The following is a 25,869-nucleotide window of genomic DNA, read 5'->3' as shown; positions in this document are numbered from 1 at the left end:
GGCGCCCCACCCTCCCCCTTGTGGGGAGGGTCGATCCGCGAAGCGGAGCGGGGTGGGGGGATTGCAGAATTCAGCGTCGTACCCCCACCCGGCTCGCTGCGCTCGCCACCCTCCCCACAAGGGGGAGGGTAAGGCCAGCGCTCAAGGCCTCACCTGTCCCGACCCGCGCACGCGGTATTTGAACGAGGTCAGCTGCTCGACACCAACCGGTCCGCGCGCGTGCATCTTGCCGGTGGCGATGCCGATCTCGGCGCCCATGCCGAACTCGCCGCCATCGGCGAACTGGGTGGAGGCATTGTGCAGGAGAATCGCCGAGTCGATCTCGCTGAAGAAGCGCTGCACAGCCTTTGCATCCTCGGCGATGATCGCCTCTGTGTGGTGTGAGGAGAACGTCTCGATATGGTCGATGGCGCCGGCAATCCCGTCGACCAGCTTTACCGCGATGATGGCGTCGAGATATTCGGTCACCCAGTCGGCATCGGTCGCCGGCTTGGCGTCGAAGAACAGCTTCATCACTTCCTGATCGGCATGGATCTCGCAGCCGGCGGCGCGTAGCGCGTCGAGGATCGGCACCAGATGCGTGGAGGCCACCATGCGGTCGACCAGCAAAGTCTCTGCAGCGCCACAGACACCGGTGCGCCGCATCTTGGCGTTGACGGCGATCCTGACCGCCATGTCAAGATCGGCCGAACGGTCGATGTAGAGATGGCAGATGCCTTCAAGATGGGCAAAGACCGGCACCCGCGCCTCGCTCTGGACGCGCCCGACCAGGCTCTTGCCGCCCCGCGGAATGATGACGTCGAGATTGCCGGAAAGCCCTTTCAGCATCTCACCGACGGCGGCGCGATCGGTGGTCGGCACCAGCTGGATGGCATCCTCAGGCAAACCAGCGGCCTTCAGGCCCTCGACCAGGCAGGCATGGATGGCGGCGGATGAATTGAGCGAGTCCGAGCCGCCGCGCAGGATCACCGGATTGCCGGCCTTGAGGCAGAGTGCGCCGGCATCCGCCGTCACATTCGGCCGGCTTTCATAAATGACGCCGACAACGCCGAGCGGCGTGCGCACGCGCTCGATCTGCAGGCCGTTGGGGCGATCCCAGGCCGCGATCACATCGCCGACCGGGTCCCTGAGCTCGGCGATTTCACGGATGCCATCCGCCATGGCACGGGTGCGCGCCGGATCGAGCTTCAACCGGTCCATGAAGGAGCCGGACAAGCCCGATTCGTGTCCGTTAGAGACATCGATGGCGTTGGCATCGAGAATCTGCTGCTGGCGCGCGATGATCGCGTCGGCCATGGCGAGAAGTGCGGCATCCTTGGCGGCGGCGGTCGCAATCGCCAACGGTCGGGCGGCCGCGCGGGCGCGGCGGCCGATATCAGCCATCAGCGCGACGGTGTCATCCCCGGATTGTTCATGCAACTTCAGCATGTCTCATCCTCCGCTTACCTCGCCCCCGGCCCATACCTGGCCGGCAGCCCGTATCTGGTCACCCGGATCGCTCACCACCAGATCGTCGCGGTGGATCATCGCCGAGCGCGCCTCGTAGCCGAGCACGGTTTCGATCTCGGCGGTCTTCAGGCCTGCGATCCTTACGGCATCGGCGGCATCGTAGGCAACAAGCCCGCGCGCGATCTCGCGCCCTTCCGGCGACAGGATCGCCACCGTGTCGCCGCGCGAGAAATTGCCGCTGACCAGCCTGACGCCGGCCGGCAGCAAAGATTTGCCGGACAGCAGCGCACCGATGGCGCCGGCGTCGACGGTGAGCCGCCCGGCCGGTTCGAGCTGGCCGGCGATCCAGGTCTTGTAGCCTTTCACCGGATTGGCGCTCGGCCTGAAGAAGGTGGCGCGCTCGCCACGTTCGATCGCCATCAGTGGCGACAGCCTGGTGCCCGAGGTGATGATCATGGCGGTGCCGGCGGCGGTGGCGATCTTGCCGGCATCGAGCTTGGTGCGCATGCCGCCGCGCGACAGTTCGGATGCGGCCGCCCCGGCCATAGCCTCGATATCGGGCGTGATGCGGTCGACCACCGGAATGAATTTTGCATCGGGATCGCGCGCCGGCGGCGCCGTATAGAGCCCGTCAATGTCGGAGAGCAGCACAAGCAGGTCGGCGCCCATCATCGTCGCCACCCGGGCCGCCAGCCGGTCATTGTCGCCATAGCGGATTTCGGAGGTCGCCACCGTGTCGTTCTCATTGATGACCGGCACCGCCTTCATCTTGAGCAGCGTCGAGATCGTCGCGCGGGCATTCAGATAGCGGCGGCGCTCTTCGGTGTCGCCCAGCGTCAGCAGGATCTGGCCCGATTTCAGCGAACCCTTGCCCAGCGCATCCGACCACGCGCCGGCCAGCGCGATCTGGCCGACGGCCGCAGCCGCCTGGCTTTCTTCCAGCTTCAGCGCCCGTTTGCCGAGACCGAGAATGGTGCGGCCGAGCGCAATGGCGCCGGACGATACGACCAGGATCTCGGCGCCGCCATTGGCGAGCACCGCAATATCCTCGGCAAGCGAGGCAAGCCAGTCGCGCTTCAGGCCGCTGGTGCGGTCGACCAGCAAGGCCGAACCGATCTTGACTGTGATGCGCCGGTATTTTGTCAGCGATTGCGCCGTCATCGCTATTGGTCCCAGCGGGTCTCGACGGGAGCGGCAGCCCTGTCGCGCGCTTCGCCGACAACCGCCATCAGCGCCCGCAGCACCGCTTCGACGCCCTCGCCGGTGGCCGCCGACAGCAGCATCGGCGCGCGGCCGGCAGCGCGTTTGAGCGACGCAACCTTCTTCTTGCGCTCATCGGCGTCGAGGATATCGACCTGGCTCAGCGCCACGATCTCGACCTTCTCGATCAGCCCATTGCCATAGGCATCCAGCTCGGCGCGCACGGTCTTGTAGGCCTTTCCAGGATTTTCCTCCTGCGCCGAGACCAGGTGCAAAAGCACACGCGTGCGCTCGACATGGCCGAGGAACCGGTCGCCGATGCCGACACCCTCATGCGCGCCCTCGATGAGGCCCGGAATGTCGGCGATGACGAATTCGCGCGCATCGATGCGGGCAACGCCGAGACCTGGATGCAGCGTGGTGAAGGGGTAGTCGGCGATCTTTGGCTTGGCCGCGGTGACGGTTGCCAGAAAAGTCGACTTGCCGGCATTTGGCAGCCCGACCAGGCCGGCGTCGGCAATCAGCTTCAGCCGCAGCCAGACATTCATCTCTTCGCCGGGCTGGCCGGGATTGGCGCGGCGAGGCGCCTGGTTGGTCGAGGTCTTGAAATGCTGGTTGCCGAAACCGCCATTGCCGCCCTTGGCCAGCAGGAAGCGCTGGCCGACCACGGTCAGGTCGCAGATCAGCGTCTCATTGTCCTCGGCAAACACCTGGGTTCCGGCCGGCACCTTGAGCGTCACATCGGCGCCCTTGGCGCCGGTCATGTTGCGGCCCATGCCGTGGACACCGGTCTTGGCCTTGAAATGCTGCTGATAGCGATAGTCGATCAGCGTGTTGAGACCGTTGACCGCTTCCAGCCAGACATCGCCGCCGCGGCCGCCGTCGCCGCCATCCGGGCCGCCGAACTCGATGAATTTTTCGCGCCGGAACGACACAGAGCCGGCGCCACCGTCGCCGGAGCGGATATAAACCTTGGCTTGATCGAGAAATTTCATTGGACTACGCAGTTTCTGTTGGCCTTGCGGCTTTGCTCTAGATCTTGCGCCTTGCTCTAAACCAAGGCGCGGCCAAGGGCGAGGCCGTTTTGCGACTAAAGCGCCGGATGCCCTTTTGTCGGGGACGCGGTAGCAGTGTTCGCGGACGGAGCTTGAGGGGCGCGGGAATGAAGGTTGTGAGCTACAACATCCAGTACGGTATCGGTCTGGATGGCCGCTACGATCTCGGCCGCATCACCGAGGCGGTTCGCGGCGCCGACGTGATCGCGCTGCAGGAAGTGACCCGCAACAATCCGAGGAACGGCAACCGCGACATGGTCGCCGAGATCGGTGAGGCGCTGCCCGAATATTTTGCCGCCTACGGCAGCAATTTCGAGGTCAATGTCGGCTCGCGCCTGGAGGCCGGCCGCGCCATCACCACCACTTTCCAGCTCGGCAACATGGTGCTGTCGAAGACGCCGATCCATCTGTCGCGCAATCTGCTTTTGCCGCGCAGCCGCAGCCTTGAGGCGATGAACTTCCAGCGCGGCGCACTCGAGGCGCTGGTCGAGACCCCGCTCGGCTTCATCCGCTTCTATTCCACGCATCTCGACCATCGCAGTCCGGTTGAGCGCGCCAGCCAGATCCGTTTCCTGCGCCAGCGCCTGTTGAACTATGCCTTCGAGGGCGGCGGTCTCTCCGGCATTCCCGAGATCGGCCTGCCGGACCTGCCCTATCCCGAAGCCTTCATCGTCATGGGCGACTTCAACATGCTGCCCGGCTCGCCCGAATATGTCGAACTCGTCGGCCGCCCGGACCATGAATTCGGCATGCCCTTGACCGCCGATCTCGCCGTCGACGTCGCCCAGCGCCTGAACACACCAGACGTCGTCACCTGGGTCGATCCCACGCGACCCGAAGACACAAGCCGCCACAAGCGCATCGACTACATCTTTACCTCGGCCTCGCTCGCCGGATCGCTGAAGCGCCTGTGGGTCGACCCGCAAGCGGTCGGTTCGGACCATCTCCCGATTTGGGTCGAGATGGGCTGAGTTGAGCCCGATCCACAACCAACGTTTCCAAACCTGTCGTTTGGAGGCACGCGCCTAGGTGTTGAGATTCAGGTCAGGCCGAGCCGAAAACACTGGTTTTCGAGAACCGGAGCGGAGTGTACTTAAGTACGTGCACCGGAAGCGCATAAGACCCGCGTTTGCAGGCCGGCCTCACCTGAATATCAAAACACCTAGAAATGCACCCAGTTTCGAAGACTGATCCAGGTCTTTCTGTCCAGCCGGTACCGCTCGACCGGCACCTGGCCGGCGACGATCGAGTTCAGCATGCCCTGGCCGGCATACTGGAAGCCGCATTTGTGGATGACCCGGCGCGAGGCCGGATTGATCACCCGCGTCGAAGCCTGCAGCACGTGGATCGACGTCCGTTGGAAGGCAAGGTCGACCAACGCGTGCGCGGCCTCCGTCGCATAGCCGCGCTTCCAATAGGGCTCGCCGATCCAGTAGCCGAGTTCCAGCCCTCGATCGGTCATGTTGAGGCCGGCGCAGCCGACGAAAATGTCGGTGCCGGCGAGCGTCAGGGCGTAGGCGATGCCGGCCCGGCGCGACCGGGTCATAGCCAGGAAGGCGCGTGCCTCGGCCTCGCCATAGGGGTGCGGCATGCGGGCCAGCATCTCGGCGACGTGACGGTTGTCGGCAAGCTCGACCAGTTGCGCGATGTCGGCTTCACACGGGGCGCGCATCACCAGCCGCTCCGTGGCCAGCACCGGGCAATCTATCGCGTAACTTTCGTCTTCGGTGTCTTCCGCTTCGGCAACCATTCGACGTCCTCCAGGCAAGAAAAAAGGGGAGATGGAAAACCCATCTCCCCTGATCCTTTTCCTGGCTCCATTCACTGGTTTGGCCAGACACCGGTTCCCGAGATGGGCGCCGGTTTTATAGTGCGGAACCGGCTACTCCGCGGCTTTGGTAATCGGGTTGACCGATACGTAGGTTCGGCCGTTGGCTTTTTTGTTAAAGGTGACTGCGCCGGTCTCGAGCGCAAAAAGGGTGTGGTCCGTGCCCATGCCGACATTGACGCCGGGATGCCAGGTGGTGCCGCGTTGACGGATGATGATGTTGCCCGGGATGACGGCTTCGCCGCCGAACTTCTTCACGCCCAGACGCTTGGAATGCGAGTCGCGACCGTTGCGCGACGAGCCGCCAGCTTTCTTGTGTGCCATCTAACTAACTCCGATGCGCCCTAGGGCGCTTGAATGGTCTTATGAACGCGTTCGCGTTCCGTTTCAAGTCCGATCCGGCAACCTTGTCGCCGGTTCGTTTTACTTCTTCGCCAGTTCCTTGGCCTGCTCGCGCCAGTCGTTGATCTGGTCGGTGCTGAAGGGCATGTGCGCGTCGATCTTGGCCACGTCCTTGTCCGACAGCTTGGCAAGCTGGGCGAAGGTGGTGATCCCCTGCTCGTGCAGCTGGCCGGCGGCAACCGGGCCGATGCCCTTGATCACGGCCAAATCGTCCGGCTCGCCCTTCGGCGCCTTGAACAGCGGCGCGGCGACGGCGGTCTCCGTCTTGGCTTCATCCTTCGGAGCAGCCTCGGCTTTGGCTTCCTTCTTCGCCTTGGCTTCCTTCGGCGCGGCCTCGGCCTTCGCCTCGGGCGCTACGTCAGCCTTGACTTCCTTGGCTTCCACCTTGGCTGAGGCCTTCTTGGAAGGCTTGGCGCCACCCAGCAGGATCTCGGCGATCCGCACGGTGGTCAGAAGCTGGCGGTGGCCGATCTTGCGGCGCGAATTCTGCCGGCGGCGCTTCTTGAAAGCGATGACGGTGCGGTTCTTGCCCTGCTCGACGACTTCCGCCGTGACCAGAGCGCCATCGACGAACGGGGCGCCGAAGGTGACATTTTCGCCTTCGCCATGGGCGAGGACGCTGCCGATTTCGACGATATCGCCGACATTGGCTTCGAGCTTCTCGATCTTCAGGAGATCGTTGGCGGCAACGCGATACTGCTTACCGCCCGTTTTAATGACTGCGAACATTTTTTGCCTTTCGCTGTTCGGTCGGCCTCGATGAGCCGCGTCACGCGGTTCGGCCGTCTTTTTGTCAGTCTGCGGGTTCGAAAAACAAGCGGCGTGGAAGAACCCTCCACGCCGATTGCGCGCTTCCCCTAACCGAAGGTTCGGTACGAGTCAAGGCAAACGGCCGGATTCCTTGGCCATGCGGCCTCCTTGCCGCGCCCGATCCCTCTGGTCGAGACCGGTTGGCCTATCTGCCGACGTGGCCGCGGCGCAGCCCTCCCGGCAAAGCCCGCACAGGAAGCTGAATTTCCCCGCGGATTTGGCCTTGTAACCTGCCCGCCCAGCCGTTATCTAGTGCGCCGCGCCGGCAACGGCCGACCATGACCGCGGAGAGGTGGCAGAGTGGTCGAATGCACCGCACTCGAAATGCGGCATGGGTGCAAGCCCATCGGGGGTTCGAATCCCTCCCTCTCCGCCACCCTACGCCCTGCGGGCTTCGGGTGGCAGGCCACCCGGAACCGCATCTGGGCGTAGGAGTGTCGCCCGAAGCTACGAAGTAGCGTAGGGGGGACCGGAACGAAGCAGGATGCCCTCCGAAGGCTGCCGCTAGGCAACAAGGCCTTGCCTTATTTGGTTAACCTCTTCGATCGGGACTGGATGCCCGGTGAGGAAGCCCTGCATCAAATTTACCCCCAGGCGCTGCAGCAATATGTACTGCTCCTCCGTTTCGACGCCCTCGGCGAGCACGACATGGCCGAGATTGCGAAGCAGCCCGACCATGTCCCGCAACAGGCTCAAGCCACGAGACGTCTGGCAATCGTGGAGGAAGCTGCGATCAATCTTGACCACGTCGAATTTGAAGCGGCGGAGCCATGTCAAGCCGGCAAATCCCGTTCCGAAGTCGTCCAGCCAGATCTGAACGCCGAGTTTTCGCAACCGCTCCACGTTTCTTACCGCTTGCGCCTCCAGAAAGATGTCACTGCCTTCGGTGATTTCGATGGCCAGTTTCTGGGGCGCAAGGCCGTGCCTGCCAAGAATCTCGGTGATCCGGAGTGAAAAGTTGGGAGCCTTGAGCTGAAGAACGGAGACGTTCACCGTCACGACCGAGCCCAATCCGTATTCCGCCATGTCACCGCAGGCTCGATCGATCAGCCACGTACCCAGTTCCACGATCGCTCCGGTCTGCTCGGCAACGGGTATGAATACGGACGGACTGATCATGGTGCCGTCGAAGTCGCATACCCGCATCAGACTCTCGTGGCCCAGCACGCGTCCCGACGCCAGCTCGCGAATTGGCTGGTAGGCGACAGAAACGAGCTGGTTGGAAACTGCCACCTTCAGCAGTTCTGAAAGATTTTCGCCGGAGCGATCCTGGCTGGTGGCATGCGGGTCGTAAATCGTGAACGTAGCCCGACCGGCAAACTTGGACGCGTAGAGCGCGCGGTCAGCTTCCTGCAGCAGGATTCTAAGCTCTATGCTCTGATCGGCGCGCGTCAACGACGCCCCGGCACTGATCGTTACGATGTTGAGCTTGTCGCCCCGATCAGGGTGGTAGATATCCAAATCCTCTACAGCGCGACAGAATTTCTTCGTTATCTCATGAAGGTGAGCCCGCCCGGTGACCTTGCAGAGAATGACGAATTCTTCTCCGCCATAGCGGGCCGCGATGGCGTTGTTGGCAGCCGCCATCTCGGAAAGGACATGGGCGAGTTTGATCAGGCAATCGTCGCCGGCCTGATGACCAAGTCCGTCATTGAACCTTTTGAAGTAGTCGACGTCGATCAGAATGAGGCCTATCTCGTCGTCGTCCGCGGCCCAGTCTTCGCGCAGCTCCGAGAATTCTCGAATGATCGCCCTGCGGTTTTTCATTCCCGTGAGCGGATCGGTGTCGGCGATTTCGGTTAGTTTCTGCCCCTTCTTGATAGCAGCCTGCTCCTGGAACTGTGCCCGAAGCGCGTGCAGGAAGGTCTGGTAACGCTCCAGGCTCAGCCGCCAGGAAAGATAAAGCGACAAGACGAGGCAGTTCACGAAATAGGCCGACAACACGACCCGACCGGCGATGTCGGCCTGAAGGGAGAACATCGCGGCGTACACAAAGCTTGCGGCGACCGTCGCGGAGGCAAGGGCTGAAAGCCAAAAACGGAAGTTGAAGAACAGATTCGCACCCAGGATGAACACTGTGCCAAAAACCATGAAATGGGAGAGGGCATCCTGATGCTCTGTTCCAACAGCGGAGACGAGCCACCCAAGGGCACCGGAAACAATCGCCAGCGCTGCTACAAGGTGCAAGGTGGCAAGGCCAAAGCCCCGTCGGGCGACAAATTCGACAAGCGCCAGGGAAGTGATCCCTAGCGTAACGCGCGTCAAAACAAGCCGGCCGGCGACATCCGGAAAGAGAAACCAATCGAAAAGGCCATAGGCCACATAGCTGAATACAGCAGCCGCAATACCCCATCGCACAAGGCTGCGATTCTCATCGGCATCCTTCTGCAGGAACAGTGCCAGCAGTTCCGGATCGGCGGAATGCCACCGCGGACGTCCAATCGCTGCCGCCACCTTCTGGGCAACGTCCTCGCTCAGTTGCATCGCAACGCTCCTCCGCGATCTGCAGTAGCGAATGCAACAGCCGACGTCGCCTGCGGTTGGGGAATGAAGACGTCCCTGTCCGCAAGAAAAGTCAGATGTCGCTAACCGAGGGTAAACGGGCGGTTCGGATTTAGCCAGTTTGCAGGATTGATGGCCGTTCCGTTGATTAAAATTTTACTAAAATTTTATTAAAATTGTTAGCGTTGGTTAGCGGCGCACCTATGCTGCTGGCCGGGGACCGGGGCGGTAAACCGGAGAGTAAACGGCATGCCTATCAAGCCAAAACTGCAGCTCGACCAATACAGCCTGGTCACCACCAGGCTGATGACGAAACATGTTGCGACCTCCGAAGAGGCGGCTGACTCCGACGAGTTGAGGGACAGCACGGCCCAGCTCGCCCTGATACTGGACCTTGCTCATCAAGCCTTTGCGCGAAACAAACCGGCCGCCCCCGTCGTCCATCGTTTGGCGGGGCGACTCCACAAGCTCCGCCGGCAGGTTGCTCCCGCGGTCTGGCAGAAACTCGTTCCTTTGGCTCAGCAGCATCGGGTCGCGGAATATTTGCTCCAGGACCCGTTCACGCGGTGGTCGGTCGAAAAACCGCGCGGGTATTCGGGCGATGCAGGCCTGCTGGATATTTACTACAAGCATCCGATCGCCGACGAGATCGTGGCCTCGTCGACCTTACTTGGTCGGCAAATTTATGCGTACACCAGTGAAGCTGCCAGTTCGGTGGCGGGGCGCGAGCGGCGGGATATTCTGGCCAGGACCGTGGACGAGACGGCCAGCAGTGTGGAAAAGGCTGAGGTGCTGGCGATTGCCTGCGGCCACCTCAGGGAAGCCGAACGCTCCGATGCGTTGGCCAGGCATAAACTGCAACGTTGGATCGGCCTGGATCAGGACCCCGTCAGCGTAGCCACGGTGAACCACGACTTTGCCGGCACGGCAGTCGAGGCAGTCCAGGGTTCCGTACGCGGCATCCTGCGCCGCGCCTACGCCCTTGGCACATTCGATCTCGTCTACGCATCGGGGCTTTACGATTACCTGCCGCGTGCCATCGGCATCCGCCTGCTTCAAAGAGCCATGGAACTCGTCAAGCCCGGTGGCGAATTCCTGTTTGCCAATTTCAGCGACGAGATAACGACGGATGGTTACATGGAGACTTTCATGGATTGGCCGCTCATCCTACGTTCGGCCGACGATATGTGGGACATCATCAATGCCGCCCTCGGCGGGAGTCCTTTCGACGCGAAAGTCTACTATGGCTCGAACCGGAATATCGTTTACGGCAAGGTGAGGAAGGGCGATCTCTAACTAGGCGCGGGAATCGCGCGCGCATCCCCGTAACAAGGTAGGTCTGCCATGACGAGGCCATGCCTTCGCCGGCTTTCCGGCGACGGGCGAGCAGGTCGTCCGGGCTGCGGGCGGCCTACGCCGTGTTCGTTCTGCTTGCCGCCATACAGATGTGGCGGCGGTTCCAGCAGCACGACGGTGCTGCCCGCTCGGCGGGCTGCGTCTGGCCGTTTTGCTGGCACTGCCGCTGATCGCCAGGCTGTCGGTCGTGCAATGCAACGCGACTGGCCGGCCTGATCAGGCCTCGAAATAGCGGGCACGATCGAGATCGGCGATGAGCCCCGGCCCGGTCGGCTGCCATCCCAGCGCAGTGCGGGTCTGCTCACTTGACGCCGACAAGTCCCTGCCGATGAAATGCCCGAGAAAGCCGAAATGCGCAGCCGCGTCCTCGGGGCCTATGGAAACCACCGGCAGGCCGAGCCGGCGGCCGATGATCTCGGCGATCTCTTTGCTCGCCACGCCCTGTTCGGCAACCGCATGATAGCTGACGCCGCCCGCCCCCTTCTCCAGCGCCAGCCTGTACAGGGTGGCGGCGTCGAACCGGTGCACCGCCGCCCAGCAATTTGCGCCGTCGCCGACATAGGCCGAGACGCCCTTTTCACGCGCAATGGCAATCAGCATCGGCACGAAACCGTGATCGCCCTCGCCATGGACGGTCGGCGCCAGCCGCACCGTCGATGCGCGCACCCCGCGCGCTGCGAGCGCCACGGCCGTTGCTTCCGAAGCGCGCGGCATGGCGGCCGATGGAGGCGCGGGTTTGTCGTCTTCGGTTGCCGGCCTTCCCTGCGCAAAACCGGCGAGGCCGGAGGTGACAAGCAGCGGCCGCTCGGAACCCTCGAGCGCCGCGCCGAGCGTTTCGATGGCGCGCTGGTCAACTGCGCAACTGGCGGCGAATCTCGAAAAGTCGTGGTTGAAGGCCGTGTGGATGACGCCATCCGATTGGGTAGCGCCGCTGCGCAGGCTGTCGAAATCCTCGATATCGCCGCGATGCGCCTCGGCACCCGCGGCCACGATCGACTCCGCACCTGCTTCCGACCGCGCGAGGCCAAGCACCTGATGGCCCGCCCCGAGCAATTCCCGCACAACAGCCGAACCGACAAAACCGGTAGCCCCGGTAACGAACACACGCATGATGATTTCTCCTTGGTTTTTGTCGAACGCCGTACAGCCAGCCCGTTGCGAAGGAGATAGAAGTTTGAGATCATACGATCTATACTGTAAAATCCGAGATATCTTCGCAATCGTCCGAGAACGCTCATGGATCCGCTGTCAGACGTGCTGTCGCTACTGAAGCCGCGCAATTACCTGTCGGCTGGGCTGGAAACCGGTGGCGACTGGGCGATCCAGTTTCCTGACCAGCAGGCCGCCATCAAATGCGGCGCCGTGGTGTCCGGCCGATGCTGGCTGTCGGTCGAGGGCGTCCCTGACGCGGTGCGGCTGGACGTGGGCGACTGCTTCCTGTTGCCGCGCGGCCGGCCTTTCCGCCTTGCCAGCGATCTCGGCCTGCCGACGGTCGATGCGCGAACGATCTTTTCACCGGCGCGGACCGGCGGCATCACCGTCCATAATGGCGGCGGCGATTTCCTCCTGGTCAGCAGTCGCTTCACGCTGTCCGGCGACCATGCCGGCATCCTCTTGCGGATGCTGCCGCCCATCGTCCACATCCGCGGCGAGAGCGACCATTCGGCGCTTCGCTGGCCGGTGGAGCGGATGATGCAGGAATTGCGCCAGCGGCGTCCCGGCGGCTTTCTCATCGTCGAGCACCTCGCCCACATGATCCTGATCGAGGCCTTGCGCCTGCATATGACCGCGCAAGGCAATGTCGGCTGGCTGTTCGCACTCACCGACAGGCAGATCGGCGCGGCGATCGGCGCCATGCACGAGGACCCGGCGCATGGCTGGACATTGCAGCAACTGGCGGAGCGCGCCGGCATGTCGCGATCGACTTTTGCGCTCAGATTCAAGCAGACGGTCGGGGCCTCACCCCTGGATTATCTGACGCGCTGGCGCATGATGCTGGCCGGCGACAGGCTGATGCATTCCGGCGATCCGGTTTCCGTCATCGCGCTGGCGCTCGGCTACGAATCCGAAAGCGCCTTCAGCACGGCATTCAAGCGCGTCATGGGCTGTTCGCCGCGGCAGTACAGCCGCCGGGAGCCGGACCTGACTGCGCAGGCCGAACGCGAAGCCGCCTGAGGCGGCGATCCGAGCGCCTTGATTACCTTGCCCTTAGAGGCTGTAGCGCGAACGAAACTCGGTGAACGACATCGCCAGATTGTTCTCGTCCACATGGCCGGTGATTCCGTCCACACTGCGCGAGTCGAGTTGTAGCGGGCGAGCCAGAGCGGACAATTGCCGAAGCCGCTCGGATTTCCCAGCGCGCTTCGACCGCTGCGGCCCTTCTGCTCAAATCGATCCCTTGCTTGCTCCATGGCATGCGCTTGACAATCGACTGATTCGCAACCCTTCGGGGATATAAGTATTCCAGTTAACTTAGGGATAATCGGCAGGAGGAACTAGATTTCAGACGCTCAATTGGCACGAGCAAAATCGCGTTTTTCATGCTTTCAGAATGACTTGCTCGCGTGCTGGCGGTTAACCGGCACCAACTTCTCCGATTTCCTTGCCTCTACGGCTGGGTAGCGCAATAGGGTTAATTGCGCGATTGCTAATATGCCTATATCTTAGGCGGCGCGGGGGGCCTCATATCTTCCCGCAGTGGCCGGTGCGGTGAAGCCCCACAAGCATGCCCAACCTGCACCGGCCATTCCCTATCTTTTCCAAGAGCTTCCGTGAAGCCTCTAGGACGCGTCGCGTTTCGGCGATGGTCGATTGCAGGGAGTCCAGTTGGCTCTCCGCTCGGAGCTGGCTACGGCGGGCGCTTTCAATGAACTGGTGGTCAGGTTCCCACCGGTCTTTCATCGGGCTTAGCCTCTCTACAGACGAACGAACTTGTCGAGATGCAGGCGTATCCGCTGGCCCTCAGCATAGGACAGCGCAAACGGTTCAATCACGAATGATCGGGTAATTTCCTGGTCTTCCTTGGCCACAGGAACGGACCATCCGCCGCCGGCTTCGACCACTTCCACGCAAGGCAATGCTTTGCGGATTGGACCCACGTTTCCACCACAGCCTCTATACGAAAAGCAATGGTAACCTCGAGTTTTATACTCCCGTCGAAAGCGGGTTTTCAACAACAAAGATGGTCTGAATCATACCATTCGGGTCAGCGGATAGCGGCTGCCGAGGTAGCGTCTCCAAGGCCGAGAAAACCGCCATCCGCGCGCAACAGCGGGTTTCCATAGTCACGGCTACATCCGAGGAATCGACCGCATAGATTCAGGAATGTGTGTTGTCGTCACGGTTCCATACAATTTAGAAGGCCATTCCCCTACGGCAGGGTAGCGCCAAAATGAAAGCATAAGCGGGCGGGCAAGTTGAAGGCGTACTGATGCCGGATCGGGCTTTGGTCCAGCAAAACCCTTTCAGCCTGGCGTCTCGGAAAGGTGCGCGGCAATGGCGCTCACAAAAGCCTTGCCGAACTCCTTGAGTTTGGCGGCGCCGACGCCATTCACCCCGGCAAAATCGTCGAGGTCTTGCGGACGACGCTCGGCCATGTCGATCAGTGTACGATCCGAAAACACCACATAGGCCGGCACCTGGCGTTCCTTGGCCAGACGCAGCCGCAGCGTCTTGAGCGCCGCGAGCAGCGACGCATCTACATTTTCGCTCTGGGGGCTCTGCCCGGCGCGAGCCGCGCGGCGCGCGGCGCGCGTGCGCATCTCGACCCGATACTGGAACGGCACCTCGTCCCGGCCGAGTGCGTGGCCCTTGTCCGCGATGGCCAACCCGCCATGGCCGGCCGGGTCCGGCATCAGGAAACCGTTCGCGACCAGCTGGCGAATCATAGATTGCCAAAAATCCTTCTTGTGCGCGGCGCCATTGCCGAAGGCTGCCAGCCTGTGATGCCCCCTTGCCGCGATCTTTTCAGTCTCGTGGCCGATCAGGATGTCGATGACATGGCCGGCGCCGAAGCGCTCGCCGCTCTGCGCCACCGCCGCCAGGATGAGGCGCGCCTCGGAGGTGCCGTCGGCGCGCGGCGCCTGTTCCAGGCAATTGTCGCAATTGCCGCAAGGGACCGCCTCTTCACCGAAATAACCGAGCAGCACCTGGCGGCGGCACTCGGCCGTCTCGCAATAGCCGATCAGCGTATCGAGCCGGCCATGCGAGCGGCGCTTGTGTTCGACAGCGGCGTCCTCGTCGTCGATGAACATGCGGCGCATGCGGATGTCGCCAAGGCCGTAAAGCATATGCGCCTCCGCCGCCCGGCCGTCGCGACCGGCGCGGCCGATTTCCTGGTAATAGGCCTCGAGGCTGCCCGGCAGGTCGGTGTGGAAGACATACGCGACATCAGGCTTGTCGATCCCCATGCCGAAGGCGATGGTCGCCACCATGACGACGCCCGACAGCGTCATGAAGGCGTTCTGGTTGGCATCACGCGCCTCCTTGCTCATGCCGGCGTGATAGGCGAGCGCGGGGACGCCGTTCTTTTCGAGGAATGCCGCCATCTCTTCGGTCTTCTTGCGCGACAGGCAGTAGACGATGCCGCTGCGCCCCTGATGGCGCTCGATGAAGTTGAGCAACTGCCGCTTGCTGTCCTGCTTGGGCTCGATGGCAAGCTTGATGTTGGGCCGGTCGAAGCCAAGCACCTGCGTTTCGACACGCCCGCCAAACAGCCGTCTCTCGATGTCTGCCCGCGTCGTCTCGTCCGCCGTCGCCGTCACCGCAATGATCGGTACGTCGGGAAAGATGCCACGCAGTTGCGAAAGGTCTTCATATTCGCGCCGGAACGCCGGCCCCCACTGCGAAATGCAATGCGCCTCGTCGATGGCGATCAGGCTGACATCGAGCCTGGCAAGCGCATCCAGCATCCGCTCGGTCATCAGCCGTTCCGGCGCGAGGTAGAGCAGCCGCGTCTGGCCCGACGCGACGCGGCGCCATGCCGCGACATTGGCATCACGGTCGATCGAGGAATTGATCGTATCGGCGGCGACGCCGGCGAGGCGCAGTGCGGCGACCTGATCCTGCATCAGCGCCACTAGCGGCGAAACGACAATGGTCAGCCCGCCCTTGACCAGCGCCGGAACCTGATAGCACAGCGATTTGCCCGCACCCGTCGGCATGACCGCCAGCACGTGGCGGCCGCCAAGCAGTGCCTCCATCACCGCGGCCTGTCCGGGACGGAAATCGTCGAAACCGAACACGTCCTTGAGGACGCGCCGTTTGGGATCGTGCGTCGGTACGCTCGTCGTCGATATCTGCATCACTGATGTTTTCGATCGGCCGCCCGAAGCAGCGGCGTGGACAGAACGATTAGCGCAGCCCCTGCGTGACCACAACAAGCAGCAGCAACACCCCACCGGCGATCGACCTGGTTGGCATCGTTAAACCTATCTTCACCATGTTGCGGCACCGCCCAACCCTGCGGCGATGTTTCGAGTACCGCTGCGCCACGAGCGCACAGGCAACAGCCCGCGCCTCCCCAGGAGGCGCGGGTTTCCTGTTTCTGGAATTGCCGAAAAGGTTCAGGCCAGGAAATCGGCGCGGTGCGGGGTAAAGCTGTCGACCAGGCGCCCGGCCTCCAGCGCCTTGACGCCGTGCACCAGATTGGACGGCACGATGAAGCTGCCGCCGGTCTCGATGGTCGCGGTGCGGCCGTCGATAATCACCTCGAAGCGACCTTCGGCGACATAGCTGGCCTGGACATGCGGGTGCGAATGCAGTGCGCCGACGCCGCCCTTGTCGAAGCCGAACTCGACCATCATCAGCTCATCCGTATGCAGGAGAACGCGCCGCCTGTTGCCGTCCGGCGTCGGCGTCCACGCGCTCTCGCCGGGTTGGGCAAAAATCTTATGCTCGATCATGACTGTTTCCTCATCGCGCCAGCCAGCCGCCATCCACCGGGATCACGGCGCCGTGCATATAGTCGGATGCGGGGGCCAGCAGGAAGACAGCGGCGTCGCCTATGTCTTCCGGTCCGCCCCAGCGCCCGGCCGGGATGCGCGCCAATATAGCGGCGCTGCGGTCGGGATCGGCGCGCAACGCCTCGGTGTTGTTGGTTTCAATATAGCCGGGCGCAATGGCGTTGACGTTGATGCCTTTTGCCGCCCATTCGCAGGCCAGCAGCCGGGTTATGCCGAGCGCGCCATGTTTCGACGCGGTGTAGGACGCGACACGAATACCGCCCTGGAAACTCAGCACCGAGGCGATGTTGACGATCTTGCCGCGCTGCCCGGAATCGGCCAGCACGCGCCTGGCAAAACCCTGGCTGAGGAAGAACAGCGTCTTCAGATTGACGTCGATGACGTCGTCCCAATCGGCCTCGGAGAAATCGACCGCGTCGGCGCGGCGGATGATGCCGGCATTGTTGACCAGCCCGTCGATCGGGCCGGTCTTCTCCCACACCTGGTCGAGCATGGCCTTGGCGGCAACATGATCGGCGAGATCGCACCGCACAGTCTCGAACTGGCCGCCGGCTTCCGCGACTTGTCTTTCCGTGTCGTCCATCACAGAGCGGCCGACACCGATGACGATGCCGCCGGCGCGCGCGATCGAGACGGCGATGCCCTGGCCGATGCCGGTGTTCGCGCCGGTGACCAGGATACGCTTGCCGGCCAGGCTGAAGGAGGAAGGGCCGCTCAACGCAATTCACCCAGCGGCACCGGGTCGACATCGGTGTAGTCGACATTGTCGCCGGCCATCGCCCAGACGAAGGAGTAGTTCGAGGTGCCGACCCCGGAATGGATAGACCAGCCTGGCGACAGCACTGCCTCCTCATTGGCCATGACGATGTGGCGGGTTTCGTCCGGCTCGCCCATGAAATGGAAGACGCGCGCCGTCTCCGGCAGGTCGAAATAGAGATAGGCCTCCATGCGCCGGTCATGCACATGGCAAGGCATGGTGTTCCACACCGAGCCCGGCGCCAGTTGGGTCATACCGACCACCAGTTGGCAGGTCTTGACGCCATCGGCATGGATGAACTGGAAGATGGAGCGTTCGTTGCAGGTTTCCTTGCTGCCGAGATCGAGGCGCTTGGCATCGCCAATGCGGATCAGCCGGCTCGGATGGGTATGATGCGCCGGCGCGCTGAGCAGGTAGAATTTGGCCGGTGCGCCCGCGTCGGCCGACGCGAACGACACGTCGGTCCTGCCCATGCCGAGATAGAGCATGTCACGTGCCTGCAACTGGTGGGTCTCGCCATTTGCCGTCACCGAGCCGGCGCCGCCGATGTTGACGATGATCAGCTCGCGGCGGTCGAGAAAATTCTTGGTCCCCGTCGGCTTGATCGCCTCCAGCGGCAGCGCTGTCCCTTCCGGCACGGCGCCGCCAACGATCATGCGGTCATAATGGGTGTAGGTCAGGCTGATGCGTCCCTGCTGGAACAGGTCGTCAATATGGAAATTGTGACGCAGTTCGTCGGTGCCCATGGAAGCAGCGGCGACCGGGTCGATGGCGAAACGCGAGGTGAAATCGGTATGCGGGTGACTTTGAGTCATTGCTGCTCCAGCTGAATGAATGGCTATTTGGTTGCCGACGCCTTGACCGAGTCGGCGTAGTAGACCTGGCGGGCGTGCAGCCGCTCGCGGTAGCGCTCTTGGCTGGCGGTGAGATGAGCGCGCATCGCCTCGCGCGCGGCTTCGGCGTCGCCTGAGGTGATCGCATTCAGGATCACCAGATGCTCGCGTTGCAGCCCTCGCTGATAGCTGTCGGATTGCACCAGTTCGGTCGACCAGGGCGAGGTCACGTCGCAAGGAATGGCGCGGCGTCCGAGCACATCGAGCATCTCGACATAGAACGGGTTGTTGGTGGCGCTGGCGATTGCCCGGTGGAAGGCGAGATCGGCCGGACCGGTCGGCTCGCTGTTGAGCAGCAGCCGTTCGAATTCGAAGAACGCTTCCTGGATCGCTGCTTCCTGCGCGGCGTTGCGGCGAATGGCGGCGAGCCCGGCCGATTCGATTTCGACGGCCAGGCGCACTTCGAGCACATTGAGCGCGATGGAATCCTTGCTGCCCATGTCGGCGGCGAGCGCGCCGAACATCGTTGAGATGTGCTCGGTGACGAACACGCCTGCGCCCTGGCGCGCCTCGACCAGCCCGTCGGCGGCGAGCTTGGCCAGCGCTTCGCGGATGACGGTGCGGCTGACGCCGAAGGTCTCGGTCAGTTGTCCTTCGGTCGGCAATTTGTAGCCGGGCAGGATCTCGCCCGCCTGCAGCTGCTTGCGGATCGCAGCGACGACGGTCTCCGACAGTTTGGGTTTTCTCTCGACCCTGAGATCAACAGCGCTATCCGATGCCATATCGCACCCCTGTTTGAAGACGTCTATTTGAAGACGCCCTATTTGAACACGCTCGGCAACCAGAGCGAAATCGCCGGAATATAGGTGACCAGCCCCAGGACCACGATGCCCGCGCCATAGAACGGCCAGATCGAGCGCATCGCTTCCCAGACCGTAATCTTGCCGACGGCACAGGCGACGAACTGCACCGTGCCGACCGGCGGTGTGTTCAGGCCAATGCCGAGATTGAGGATGGTGATGACGCCGAAATGCACGGGGTCGACGCCGTAATGGGTGACCAACGGCAGGAAGATCGGCGTGCAGATGATGATCATCGGCCCCATGTCCATGAAGGTGCCGAGCAGCAGCATCAGGACGTTGAGCAGAAGCAGCACCACCAGCGGATCGGTGGAGATGGCGTTCATGCCTGCGATCAGCAGCACCGGCACTTTGAGATAGGCCATCAGCCAGCTGAACGAGGCCGCCGTGCCGATGATCAGCAGCACCATCGAGGTCGTGCGCACCGCGCCCTTTGTGGCATGGACGAAATCGCCCCAGGCCATCGACCGGTAGACGAAGACGGTGACCAGCAAGGCGTAGATGATGGCGATGCAGGAGCTTTCCGTCGCCGTGAAAACGCCCGAGCGAACGCCGCCGAAGATGATACCGATAAGCAGAAGTCCGGGGATGGCGATGACCGCCAGCTCGCCGACACGCGAGAAGCCGGGAAAGGCCTCGACCGGGTAGCCTCGGCTGCGGGCGACGAAATAGGCAGTGACCATCAGCGAAGCAGCGAACAGCAGGCCAGGCAGGATACCGGCGGTGAACAGGTCGGCGATCGAAATCTTGCCGCCGCCGGCGATCGAATAGATGATCATGTTCTGCGACGGCGGCAGAAGCAGCGCGATCAGCGCCGCCATCGACGTCACGTTGACGGCGTAGTCGGCGCCGTAGCCGCGCGCTTTCATCTGCGGGATCATCAGCCCGCCGACGGCAGCGGCTTCCGCCACCGCCGAGCCGGAAATGCCGCCGAACAACGTCGCGGCGATGATGTTGACCTGACCGAGCCCACCGCGGACATGACCGACCAGCGAGCCGGCAAAGGAAACGATGCGTTGCGCGATGCCGCCGCGCACCATCAGGTCGCCGGCAAAGATGAAGAACGGGATCGCCATCAGCGAGAACGCCGACATGCCCGACTTCAATTGCTGGAACACCACCAGGGGCGGCAGGCCGAGATAAAGCACGGTGGCGAAGGACGCCGCACCCAGGCAAAAGGCGATCGGCGTGCCGGCAAACATCAAAAGCGTGAAGACGCCGAACAGGATCCAGAGTTCCATCTAGGCCTCCTGCACGGCCGGCATTTCCGGCACTTCCTCGAGATTGATATCCTTGTCGATGTCGGCGCCGGACCAGCGCAGCACGATGCGTTCGGCCGAGAACAGGCAGATCAGAAAGCCGCCGGCGACCAGCGGCAGATAGTCGAAACCGCCGGGAAGCTCGAGCGCCGGGATGATGGTCCGCCAGGTCAGCCCGACCAGCTTGCAGCCGTACCAGACCATGCCGAAGCCGAAGCCGAACGCGATCAGGTCGGACAGGGTGCGCAGCGCCCATTTGCTGCCCTTGGGCAGGATATAGAGCAGCACGTCGAAGCCCATATGGTAATTCTCGCGCACGCCGACGGCAGCGCCCAGGAAAATGAACCAGTTCATCAGCATGATGGCGGTGACTTCGGTCCAGCTCGGTGACGCGTTGAGCACGAAGCGGGAAAACACCTGGTAGGCAACAAGCGCGGTCATGGCGACCATCCCGATGCCCGCGAGATAGAGCGCACCGTCGCAAATCTTCGAAAGCACTGCACTGAAGCGCGGTGGCGCTCCGCTCCTGGCCGTTCTCGCAGTCATCCGATCCTCCCGGTCTTTCCGTCCCCTAAAAGCGATTGGCGGGGCGGCGCCATGCCGCCCCGCCAGAAAATCACTTGGTCGCCTGGATGCGCGTCGCGAGGTCCTTGAGCTCCGGCGTCTTGAGATACTTGTCGTAGACCGGCTTCATCGCATCGATCAGCGGCTGCTTGTCGATCTCGCTGACCTTGACGCCGGCCTTCTCGACGATCTCTCGCGACTTCTTCTCCTGCGCGTCCCACAATTCGCGCATCTTGACGACGCTATCCTTGGCCGCCTGCTTGACGATCGCCTGGTCTTCCGGCGTCAGTCTGTCCCAGCTCGATTTCGACATTACCAGCACTTCCGGCACGATCTGGTGCTGGTCGACGGTATAGTGCTTGGCGACTTCGTAGTGCTTGGCGGATTCGAAGCTGGGCCAGTTGTTCTCGGCGCCGTCGATGACGCCGGTTTCGAGCGCCGAATAGACCTCGCCATAGGCCATCGGCGTGGCATTTGCGCCAAGCGCGTTGACCATGTCGACGAACACGTCGGACTGGATGACGCGGAACTTCATGCCTTTCAGATCGGCGATCGAGGTGATGTCCTTCTTGGTGTTGTAGAAGGAGCGGGCGCCGGAATCGTAGAAGGCAAGGCCGACCAGATCATGCGTCTCGAATGCCTTGAGGATCTCGTCGCCGATCGGCCCGTCCATGACATGGCGCATGTGCTCGACCGAACGGAACATGTAGGGCAGCGACGGCACCGCGGTTTCCGGCACGATGCCGTTGAACGGACCCATCGAGACGCGGTTCAGATCGATGACACCGGTCTGCGTCTGCTCGATCGTGTCCTTTTCCTCGCCGAGCTGCGCCGAATGATAGACCTCGACCGAATAGCGGCCGGCGGTGCGCTCCTTGATGAGCTCGCCGAGATATTTGACCGCCTCGACGGTCGGATACCCGTCCGGATGGGTGTCGGCCGAGCGCAGTACGGTCTGGGCGCCGGCAACGCCGATCATCAGCGAGCCGAAGGCGAATGTGGCTGCCATCAGTTTTGAAAAATGCAACATGACTGTCTTCCTCCCTTTTAAAATTCCACGCGCCCGGCTCACAGCCGGTACGCCTTCTTGGCAAGCGTGTAGGCAAGCTCCCGCGCCAGCTCATGCGCCTCGTCCTCACGCAGCCGGTGCTCGGCGACGAGACGGGCGAGAAAGGCGCAGTCAACCCGGCGCGCCACATCGTGGCGGGCGGGTATGGATGGAAAGGCGCGGGTGTCGTCGTTGAAACCGACAGTGTTGTAGAAGCCGGCGGTCTCGGTGGTCATCTCGCGGAACCGGCGCATGCCTTCCGGGCTGTCATGGAACCACCAGGCAGGCCCGAGCTTCAGCGCCGGATAGACGCCGGCCAGCGGCGCCAGTTCGCGCGCGTAGCTGGTCTCGTCGAGCGTGAACAGAATGATGGAGAGGTCGCGCTCCAGCCCGACGCAGTCGAGCAAGGGTTTGAGCGCCGCGGCATAGTCGGTGCGGGTCGGAATATCGAAGCCTTTGTCGCGGCCGAATCTCTGAAAAATTCCGGGCGAATGGTTGCGCCATGAGCCGGGATGGATCTGCATGACCAGCCCGTCGTCGCGGCTCATCTTGGCCATCTCGGTCAGCATCTGGGCGCGAAACAGCTTGCGCTCGCGCTCGTCGTCCGAGCCGCGGCGGATGCGGTTGAACAGCTCTTCCGCCGCCGCATCGGAAAGATTGGCGGTCTCGGCCGTCGGATGGCCGTGGTCCGATGAGGTTGCGCCGAAGCTTTTGAAGAAAGCGCGGCGATTGCGATGCGCGTCGAGATAGCCGGCCCATGTGCCGGTGTCGCAGCCGGTGATCTCGCCCAGACGATCGAGATTGGCCGAAAATCCTTCGAAGTCGGGATCGACGACGGCATCCGGCCTGTAGGCAGTGATGACGCGGCCCTGCCAGCCGCTGTCGCGGATCGTCTTGTGCCATTGGAGATCGTCGAGTGCGCCCTCGGTCGTCGCGATGACCTCGATGTTGAAGCGCTCGAACAGCGCGCGTGGGCGATAATCGTCGCGCTGCAGCAGGGCGGCGATGGTGTCGTAGTGGCGGTCGGCGGTGTCGGCGTTGAGCGGCTCTTCGATGCCGAACAGATGCTCGAGCACATGGTCGAGCCACAACCGCGTCGGCGTGCCGCGGAAGAGGTAATAGTGCTCGGCGAAGCGCCGCCAGATCGCCCTGGGATCGGTCTCGACCGGCGAGCCGTCGAGGGTCGGGACGCCGAGATCTTCCAGCCGCACGCCCTGGCTGAACAGCATACGGAAAATGTAGTGGTCGGGCACCACCAGCAATTGCGCGGGATCGGGGAATGGCTCGTTGAGCGCATACCAACGCGGATCGGTGTGGCCGTGCGGGCTGATGATCGGCAGGTCCTTGATGCCGGCATGGAGATCGCGCGCGATCGACAGCGCGCGCCCTTCGGCGGCAAAAAGCAGATCCGGATCGGTCAGTCCCGCCACGTCGTTCCTCCCAGGGGCGATATCGGTAGGATTGGAAAGAAATAATGTCAACATACAAAAACTGGATTGTTGTATGATGACTTTTAACCGGCGTCAGGTCATTGTGCGGCGGAAGAGCGGATGTTACGCCGCTAGCAGATCCCGCCCCGCACACCATCCAGCGACAAGCCGCGCCCAACAAGCCAAGCCATGACCAGCAGACGCCTTTCCAACGCAACAGTGCAATCCTTGCCGGCCTCGGTCGCCGTCCCCGCCTATGATCGCGCCAGTGTCGCCCCAGGCATCGTCCATCTCGGCGTTGGAGCCTTCCACCGTGCCCATCAGGCCGCCTATGTCGATGACTGCCTGGCGGCCGGCGAAACCGGCTGGGGCATTGTCGGCGTCTCGCTGCGCAGCCCCGACACGCGCGATGCGCTGACGCCACAGGACGGGCTCTACACGCTGGCGGTGCGCGGCAGCGATGGCGAAGCGCTGCACATTATCGGCTCGATCCAGTCGATGCTGGTCGCGCCGGAAGACCCCGGCGCGGTGCTGGCCGCGCTGACCGACCCGCGCACCCGCATCGTCACCCTGACCATCACCGAAAAGGCCTATCTCAGGGCCGCCGACGGCAGCCTCGACGAAAACCATCCCGATATCGTCCACGATCTGGGCAATCCCGGATCTCCCAGGACAGCGCATGGATTCCTGGCGGAAGCGCTGGTGCGACGCCGGGCCGCCGGCACGCCGCCCTTCACCGTGCTTTGCTGCGACAACCTGCCGGCCAATGGCGCCACGCTGCACCGGCTGCTGGTCGGGTTTGCAAAACTGCGCGATGCCGGCGCTGCTGCTTCAGGCGACGCTGCCCTCGCCGGTCATATAGCCGATGACGTTGCATTCCCATCGAGCATGGTCGACCGCATCGTGCCGGCAACCACCGATGCCGACCGGGCGCGCATCGCGGTCGAACTCGGCCTCGAGGACGCCTGGCCGGTGATGACCGAGCCATTCCGGCAATGGGTGATTGAGGACAGGTTTCCAGCCGGACGGCCGGCCTGGGAGAAATTCGGCGTCACCATGGTCGAGGATGTCCGGCCGTTCGAGGACATGAAGCTTCGGCTGCTCAACGGCGCCCATTCGGGCATCGCCTATATCGGCCTGCTCAGCGGCCACGTCACGGTCGACCGCGCCTTCGCGGATCCCGCGATCCGCGCGTTCGTCGACCGGCTCTGGGCCGAGGCCATCCCGACCTTGCCTGGGGATGCCGGGCTCGACACCTCAGCCTATACGGCCGAACTTGCCGAACGTTTCTCCAACACAGCGCTGGCCCACCGCACGGCGCAGATCGCCAATGACGGCAGCCAGAAATTGCCGCAACGCATTGTCGCTACCGCCATCGAGCGCATCCAGGCCGGCCTGGTCCCGGAGCATCTGACGCTGGTGATCGCCGCCTGGATCGCCGCCTGCGAGGCGCGCGGCAAGGACCTGCCGGAAGCCCACTTTACCGATCCGCTCGACGCGGCACTGGCGGCGCTCGACGAACGACGGATGCTGGAACGAGTAGCGGCGGTGTTCGACTGGGCCGGCTTCGCCAGCGGCAAGCCCGAGCGGCAGACGCTGATCGAACTGGTCGCCGCTCATCGCGAGCATATCCTGCAAGGCGGGATCGTGCTTGCGCTCTCAGCGCTCGGCATACCGGAGCCGACAAACGTAGGCTGAAGCTGGTCCGGAACCGCCCATTTCAAGCCTATTGTCCCGCCGGAGCGTCCAGCCTCTGCCGCGACGAATACTCCGTGCCTTGCGAATTCCAGAACAGTCGCACTGCCTTGCCGACCAGGTTTTCGGCAGGAACGAAGCCGACACTGAGCCGGCTATCGGAGGAATTATCCCTGTTGTCGCCAAGCACGAAATAGTGGCCTTCGGGCACGTCGAACACCCGCGTGTTGTCGGTTATTGAATTGTCCGTAAGACTGATGACGGAATAGGAAACGCCGTTGGGGAGGGTTTCACGTTGCAGTCTGGCGCTTTGGGGAGAGTCCTCGGAGCTGTACGGACCAACATCCTCGAGTTTGACCGCCACACCATTGATGCGAAGGATTCCGTCGACCATCTGGATTTTGTCGCCCGGCAGTCCAACGACCCGCTTGACGTAGTCGATGCTCGGATCCGCTGGAAATTTGAACACCACAATATCTCCGCGCTTCGGCTCGGCGGCAAAGATCCGGCCTTCGAAGGGCAGCAGCCCAAGAGGAACACTGTAGCGGCTGTAACCATAGGCAAACTTCGAGACGAAGAAATAGTCGCCGAGTTCCAGCGTTGGTGTCATGCTGCCTGCCGGGGTCGAAAACGGCTGGAAGAGGAATGTGCGGATCGCTAACGCGGCTCCGTAGGAGGTCAGCACGGCCAACAGCAGCACCGAAAGGCCGTGTGAATACCACCGGTTCGGTCTGTATCGTGACGCGAAAGGCACGACGAGCGCTACCCACAGGACCATGAGACCTAAACTGGAGAGATCCACCAGCCAGGCGAGATCGACCCCCGGCAGAACCGGGAATCCCACATATGTCAGCGCAA

23 protein-coding genes and 1 tRNA gene are annotated in these 25,869 nt (G+C 62.9%); 5 read left to right on the top strand and 19 right to left on the bottom strand.

Going from position 1 to position 25,869, the window contains the following annotated elements:
• Positions 1 to 141 precede the first annotated feature (141 nt).
• Genes NKL06_RS18585 through obgE form a run of 3 tightly spaced genes read right to left on the bottom strand, consistent with a single transcriptional unit; the run spans position 142 to position 3,644 of the window.
• Entirely contained in the window at positions 142 to 1,428 is a 1,287-nt protein-coding gene (locus NKL06_RS18585; RefSeq protein ID WP_023693162.1) for a glutamate-5-semialdehyde dehydrogenase, read from the bottom strand.
• 3 nt (positions 1,429 to 1,431) lie between these two features.
• Complete coding sequence (proB, locus tag NKL06_RS18580) at positions 1,432 to 2,610, bottom strand: glutamate 5-kinase (protein ID WP_023693163.1); 1,179 nt, start codon at positions 2,608 to 2,610, stop codon at positions 1,432 to 1,434.
• 2 nt (positions 2,611 to 2,612) lie between these two features.
• On the bottom strand, positions 2,613 to 3,644 hold the full coding sequence (gene obgE, locus NKL06_RS18575; protein ID WP_023693164.1) for a GTPase ObgE: 1,032 nt from the start codon (positions 3,642 to 3,644) through the stop codon (positions 2,613 to 2,615).
• A 167-nt stretch (positions 3,645 to 3,811) separates the two neighbouring features.
• On the opposite strand from obgE, the gene NKL06_RS18570 reads away from it, so the two are divergent.
• Positions 3,812 to 4,675, top strand: a complete 864-nt coding sequence (locus tag NKL06_RS18570; protein WP_023668690.1) for an endonuclease/exonuclease/phosphatase family protein — start codon at positions 3,812 to 3,814, stop codon at positions 4,673 to 4,675.
• A 191-nt stretch (positions 4,676 to 4,866) separates the two neighbouring features.
• Here the strand turns inward: NKL06_RS18570 and NKL06_RS18565 are convergent, their stop codons facing one another.
• The 3 genes from NKL06_RS18565 to NKL06_RS18555 all read right to left on the bottom strand — a co-directional run bounded on the left by NKL06_RS18565 (position 4,867) and on the right by NKL06_RS18555 (position 6,663).
• A complete protein-coding gene (locus NKL06_RS18565; RefSeq protein WP_023684119.1) occupies positions 4,867 to 5,454 on the bottom strand; it encodes a GNAT family N-acetyltransferase in 588 nt (195 codons plus the stop codon).
• A gap of 132 nt (positions 5,455 to 5,586) precedes the next feature.
• Complete coding sequence (gene rpmA / locus NKL06_RS18560; RefSeq protein WP_015315190.1) at positions 5,587 to 5,856, bottom strand: 50S ribosomal protein L27; 270 nt, start codon at positions 5,854 to 5,856, stop codon at positions 5,587 to 5,589.
• 99 nt (positions 5,857 to 5,955) lie between these two features.
• On the bottom strand, positions 5,956 to 6,663 hold the full coding sequence (locus NKL06_RS18555; RefSeq protein WP_023693165.1) for a 50S ribosomal protein L21: 708 nt from the start codon (positions 6,661 to 6,663) through the stop codon (positions 5,956 to 5,958).
• A gap of 367 nt (positions 6,664 to 7,030) precedes the next feature.
• Between NKL06_RS18555 and NKL06_RS18550 the strand changes: the two genes are divergently transcribed.
• Positions 7,031 to 7,120: transfer RNA gene (locus NKL06_RS18550), tRNA-Ser, on the top strand.
• Positions 7,121 to 7,248: 128 nt separating this feature from the next.
• Here NKL06_RS18550 and NKL06_RS18545 read toward each other — a convergent pair.
• The gene (locus NKL06_RS18545; RefSeq protein WP_023693166.1) at positions 7,249 to 9,228 is read right to left on the bottom strand and encodes a putative bifunctional diguanylate cyclase/phosphodiesterase; all 1,980 of its coding nucleotides are present in this window, start codon (positions 9,226 to 9,228) and stop codon (positions 7,249 to 7,251) included.
• A 267-nt stretch (positions 9,229 to 9,495) separates the two neighbouring features.
• On the opposite strand from NKL06_RS18545, the gene NKL06_RS18540 reads away from it, so the two are divergent.
• Entirely contained in the window at positions 9,496 to 10,542 is a 1,047-nt protein-coding gene (locus NKL06_RS18540) for a class I SAM-dependent methyltransferase (RefSeq protein ID WP_023693167.1), read from the top strand.
• A 276-nt stretch (positions 10,543 to 10,818) separates the two neighbouring features.
• Here the strand turns inward: NKL06_RS18540 and NKL06_RS18535 are convergent, their stop codons facing one another.
• Positions 10,819 to 11,712 (bottom strand): SDR family oxidoreductase, encoded by an 894-nt coding sequence (locus tag NKL06_RS18535; protein ID WP_023693169.1) that lies wholly within the window; start codon positions 11,710 to 11,712, stop codon positions 10,819 to 10,821.
• Positions 11,713 to 11,838: 126 nt separating this feature from the next.
• Here NKL06_RS18535 and NKL06_RS18530 point away from each other — a divergent pair, with 126 nt between their 5' ends.
• Entirely contained in the window at positions 11,839 to 12,777 is a 939-nt protein-coding gene (locus NKL06_RS18530; protein WP_023693170.1) for an AraC family transcriptional regulator, read from the top strand.
• A gap of 740 nt (positions 12,778 to 13,517) precedes the next feature.
• Here the strand turns inward: NKL06_RS18530 and NKL06_RS18525 are convergent.
• From NKL06_RS18525 to uxaC, 10 genes are all read right to left on the bottom strand, one after another.
• Complete coding sequence (locus NKL06_RS18525; protein WP_023668683.1) at positions 13,518 to 13,670, bottom strand: hypothetical protein; 153 nt, start codon at positions 13,668 to 13,670, stop codon at positions 13,518 to 13,520.
• Positions 13,671 to 14,066: 396 nt separating this feature from the next.
• On the bottom strand, positions 14,067 to 15,905 hold the full coding sequence (recQ, locus tag NKL06_RS18520; RefSeq protein ID WP_023693171.1) for a DNA helicase RecQ: 1,839 nt from the start codon (positions 15,903 to 15,905) through the stop codon (positions 14,067 to 14,069).
• A 261-nt stretch (positions 15,906 to 16,166) separates the two neighbouring features.
• Positions 16,167 to 16,505: a cupin domain-containing protein gene (locus NKL06_RS18515; RefSeq protein WP_023693173.1), complete on the bottom strand. Its 339-nt coding sequence runs from the start codon at positions 16,503 to 16,505 to the stop codon at positions 16,167 to 16,169.
• A 10-nt stretch (positions 16,506 to 16,515) separates the two neighbouring features.
• Entirely contained in the window at positions 16,516 to 17,283 is a 768-nt protein-coding gene (kduD, locus tag NKL06_RS18510) for a 2-dehydro-3-deoxy-D-gluconate 5-dehydrogenase KduD (RefSeq protein ID WP_352580714.1), read from the bottom strand.
• Positions 17,280 to 18,137: a 5-dehydro-4-deoxy-D-glucuronate isomerase gene (kduI, locus tag NKL06_RS18505; protein ID WP_023693175.1), complete on the bottom strand. Its 858-nt coding sequence runs from the start codon at positions 18,135 to 18,137 to the stop codon at positions 17,280 to 17,282. Before kduI ends, kduD begins: the two co-directional genes overlap by 4 nt.
• Positions 18,138 to 18,160: 23 nt before the next feature.
• Positions 18,161 to 18,937, bottom strand: coding sequence for a FadR/GntR family transcriptional regulator (locus NKL06_RS18500; RefSeq protein WP_023668680.1), 777 nt, complete (start codon positions 18,935 to 18,937; stop codon positions 18,161 to 18,163).
• Between the two features lie 38 nt (positions 18,938 to 18,975).
• Complete coding sequence (locus tag NKL06_RS18495; protein ID WP_023693176.1) at positions 18,976 to 20,256, bottom strand: TRAP transporter large permease; 1,281 nt, start codon at positions 20,254 to 20,256, stop codon at positions 18,976 to 18,978.
• Positions 20,257 to 20,820: a TRAP transporter small permease gene (locus NKL06_RS18490; RefSeq protein WP_023693177.1), complete on the bottom strand. Its 564-nt coding sequence runs from the start codon at positions 20,818 to 20,820 to the stop codon at positions 20,257 to 20,259. It abuts the gene before it with no gap.
• Positions 20,821 to 20,890: 70 nt separating this feature from the next.
• Positions 20,891 to 21,868 (bottom strand): TRAP transporter substrate-binding protein, encoded by a 978-nt coding sequence (locus NKL06_RS18485; RefSeq protein WP_023684104.1) that lies wholly within the window; start codon positions 21,866 to 21,868, stop codon positions 20,891 to 20,893.
• A gap of 38 nt (positions 21,869 to 21,906) precedes the next feature.
• Positions 21,907 to 23,316 (bottom strand): glucuronate isomerase, encoded by a 1,410-nt coding sequence (gene uxaC, locus NKL06_RS18480; RefSeq protein WP_023693178.1) that lies wholly within the window; start codon positions 23,314 to 23,316, stop codon positions 21,907 to 21,909.
• A gap of 189 nt (positions 23,317 to 23,505) precedes the next feature.
• Here uxaC and NKL06_RS18475 point away from each other — a divergent pair, with 189 nt between their 5' ends.
• Positions 23,506 to 25,014: a mannitol dehydrogenase family protein gene (locus NKL06_RS18475; protein ID WP_023693179.1), complete on the top strand. Its 1,509-nt coding sequence runs from the start codon at positions 23,506 to 23,508 to the stop codon at positions 25,012 to 25,014.
• A gap of 28 nt (positions 25,015 to 25,042) precedes the next feature.
• On the opposite strand, the gene lepB is transcribed toward NKL06_RS18475, so the two are convergent.
• Positions 25,043 to 25,789 (bottom strand): signal peptidase I, encoded by a 747-nt coding sequence (gene lepB, locus NKL06_RS18470; protein ID WP_032892998.1) that lies wholly within the window; start codon positions 25,787 to 25,789, stop codon positions 25,043 to 25,045.
• Positions 25,790 to 25,869 lie beyond the last annotated feature (80 nt).

It is taken from the genome of Mesorhizobium sp. C268A, assembly GCF_040324475.1.
In the GTDB taxonomy this organism is placed as follows: Bacteria; Pseudomonadota; Alphaproteobacteria; order Rhizobiales; family Rhizobiaceae; genus Mesorhizobium.
This window is presented reverse-complemented; position numbering and strand designations above follow the sequence as displayed.

Coding starts and splice junctions, on each gene's coding strand:
- NKL06_RS18585 (WP_023693162.1), bottom strand. CDS start 1,428: ATGCTGAAGTTGCATGAACAATCCGGGGATGACACCGTCGCGCTGATG.
- proB (WP_023693163.1), bottom strand. CDS start 2,610: ATGACGGCGCAATCGCTGACAAAATACCGGCGCATCACAGTCAAGATC.
- obgE (WP_023693164.1), bottom strand. CDS start 3,644: ATGAAATTTCTCGATCAAGCCAAGGTTTATATCCGCTCCGGCGACGGT.
- NKL06_RS18570 (WP_023668690.1), top strand. CDS start 3,812: ATGAAGGTTGTGAGCTACAACATCCAGTACGGTATCGGTCTGGATGGC.
- NKL06_RS18565 (WP_023684119.1), bottom strand. CDS start 5,454: ATGGTTGCCGAAGCGGAAGACACCGAAGACGAAAGTTACGCGATAGAT.
- rpmA (WP_015315190.1), bottom strand. CDS start 5,856: ATGGCACACAAGAAAGCTGGCGGCTCGTCGCGCAACGGTCGCGACTCG.
- NKL06_RS18555 (WP_023693165.1), bottom strand. CDS start 6,663: ATGTTCGCAGTCATTAAAACGGGCGGTAAGCAGTATCGCGTTGCCGCC.
- NKL06_RS18545 (WP_023693166.1), bottom strand. CDS start 9,228: ATGCAACTGAGCGAGGACGTTGCCCAGAAGGTGGCGGCAGCGATTGGA.
- NKL06_RS18540 (WP_023693167.1), top strand. CDS start 9,496: ATGCCTATCAAGCCAAAACTGCAGCTCGACCAATACAGCCTGGTCACC.
- NKL06_RS18535 (WP_023693169.1), bottom strand. CDS start 11,712: ATGCGTGTGTTCGTTACCGGGGCTACCGGTTTTGTCGGTTCGGCTGTT.
- NKL06_RS18530 (WP_023693170.1), top strand. CDS start 11,839: ATGGATCCGCTGTCAGACGTGCTGTCGCTACTGAAGCCGCGCAATTAC.
- recQ (WP_023693171.1), bottom strand. CDS start 15,905: ATGCAGATATCGACGACGAGCGTACCGACGCACGATCCCAAACGGCGC.
- NKL06_RS18515 (WP_023693173.1), bottom strand. CDS start 16,505: ATGATCGAGCATAAGATTTTTGCCCAACCCGGCGAGAGCGCGTGGACG.
- kduI (WP_023693175.1), bottom strand. CDS start 18,137: ATGACTCAAAGTCACCCGCATACCGATTTCACCTCGCGTTTCGCCATC.
- NKL06_RS18500 (WP_023668680.1), bottom strand. CDS start 18,937: ATGGCATCGGATAGCGCTGTTGATCTCAGGGTCGAGAGAAAACCCAAA.
- NKL06_RS18495 (WP_023693176.1), bottom strand. CDS start 20,256: ATGGAACTCTGGATCCTGTTCGGCGTCTTCACGCTTTTGATGTTTGCC.
- NKL06_RS18490 (WP_023693177.1), bottom strand. CDS start 20,820: ATGACTGCGAGAACGGCCAGGAGCGGAGCGCCACCGCGCTTCAGTGCA.
- NKL06_RS18485 (WP_023684104.1), bottom strand. CDS start 21,868: ATGTTGCATTTTTCAAAACTGATGGCAGCCACATTCGCCTTCGGCTCG.
- NKL06_RS18475 (WP_023693179.1), top strand. CDS start 23,506: ATGACCAGCAGACGCCTTTCCAACGCAACAGTGCAATCCTTGCCGGCC.
- lepB (WP_032892998.1), bottom strand. CDS start 25,789: ATGGTCCTGTGGGTAGCGCTCGTCGTGCCTTTCGCGTCACGATACAGA.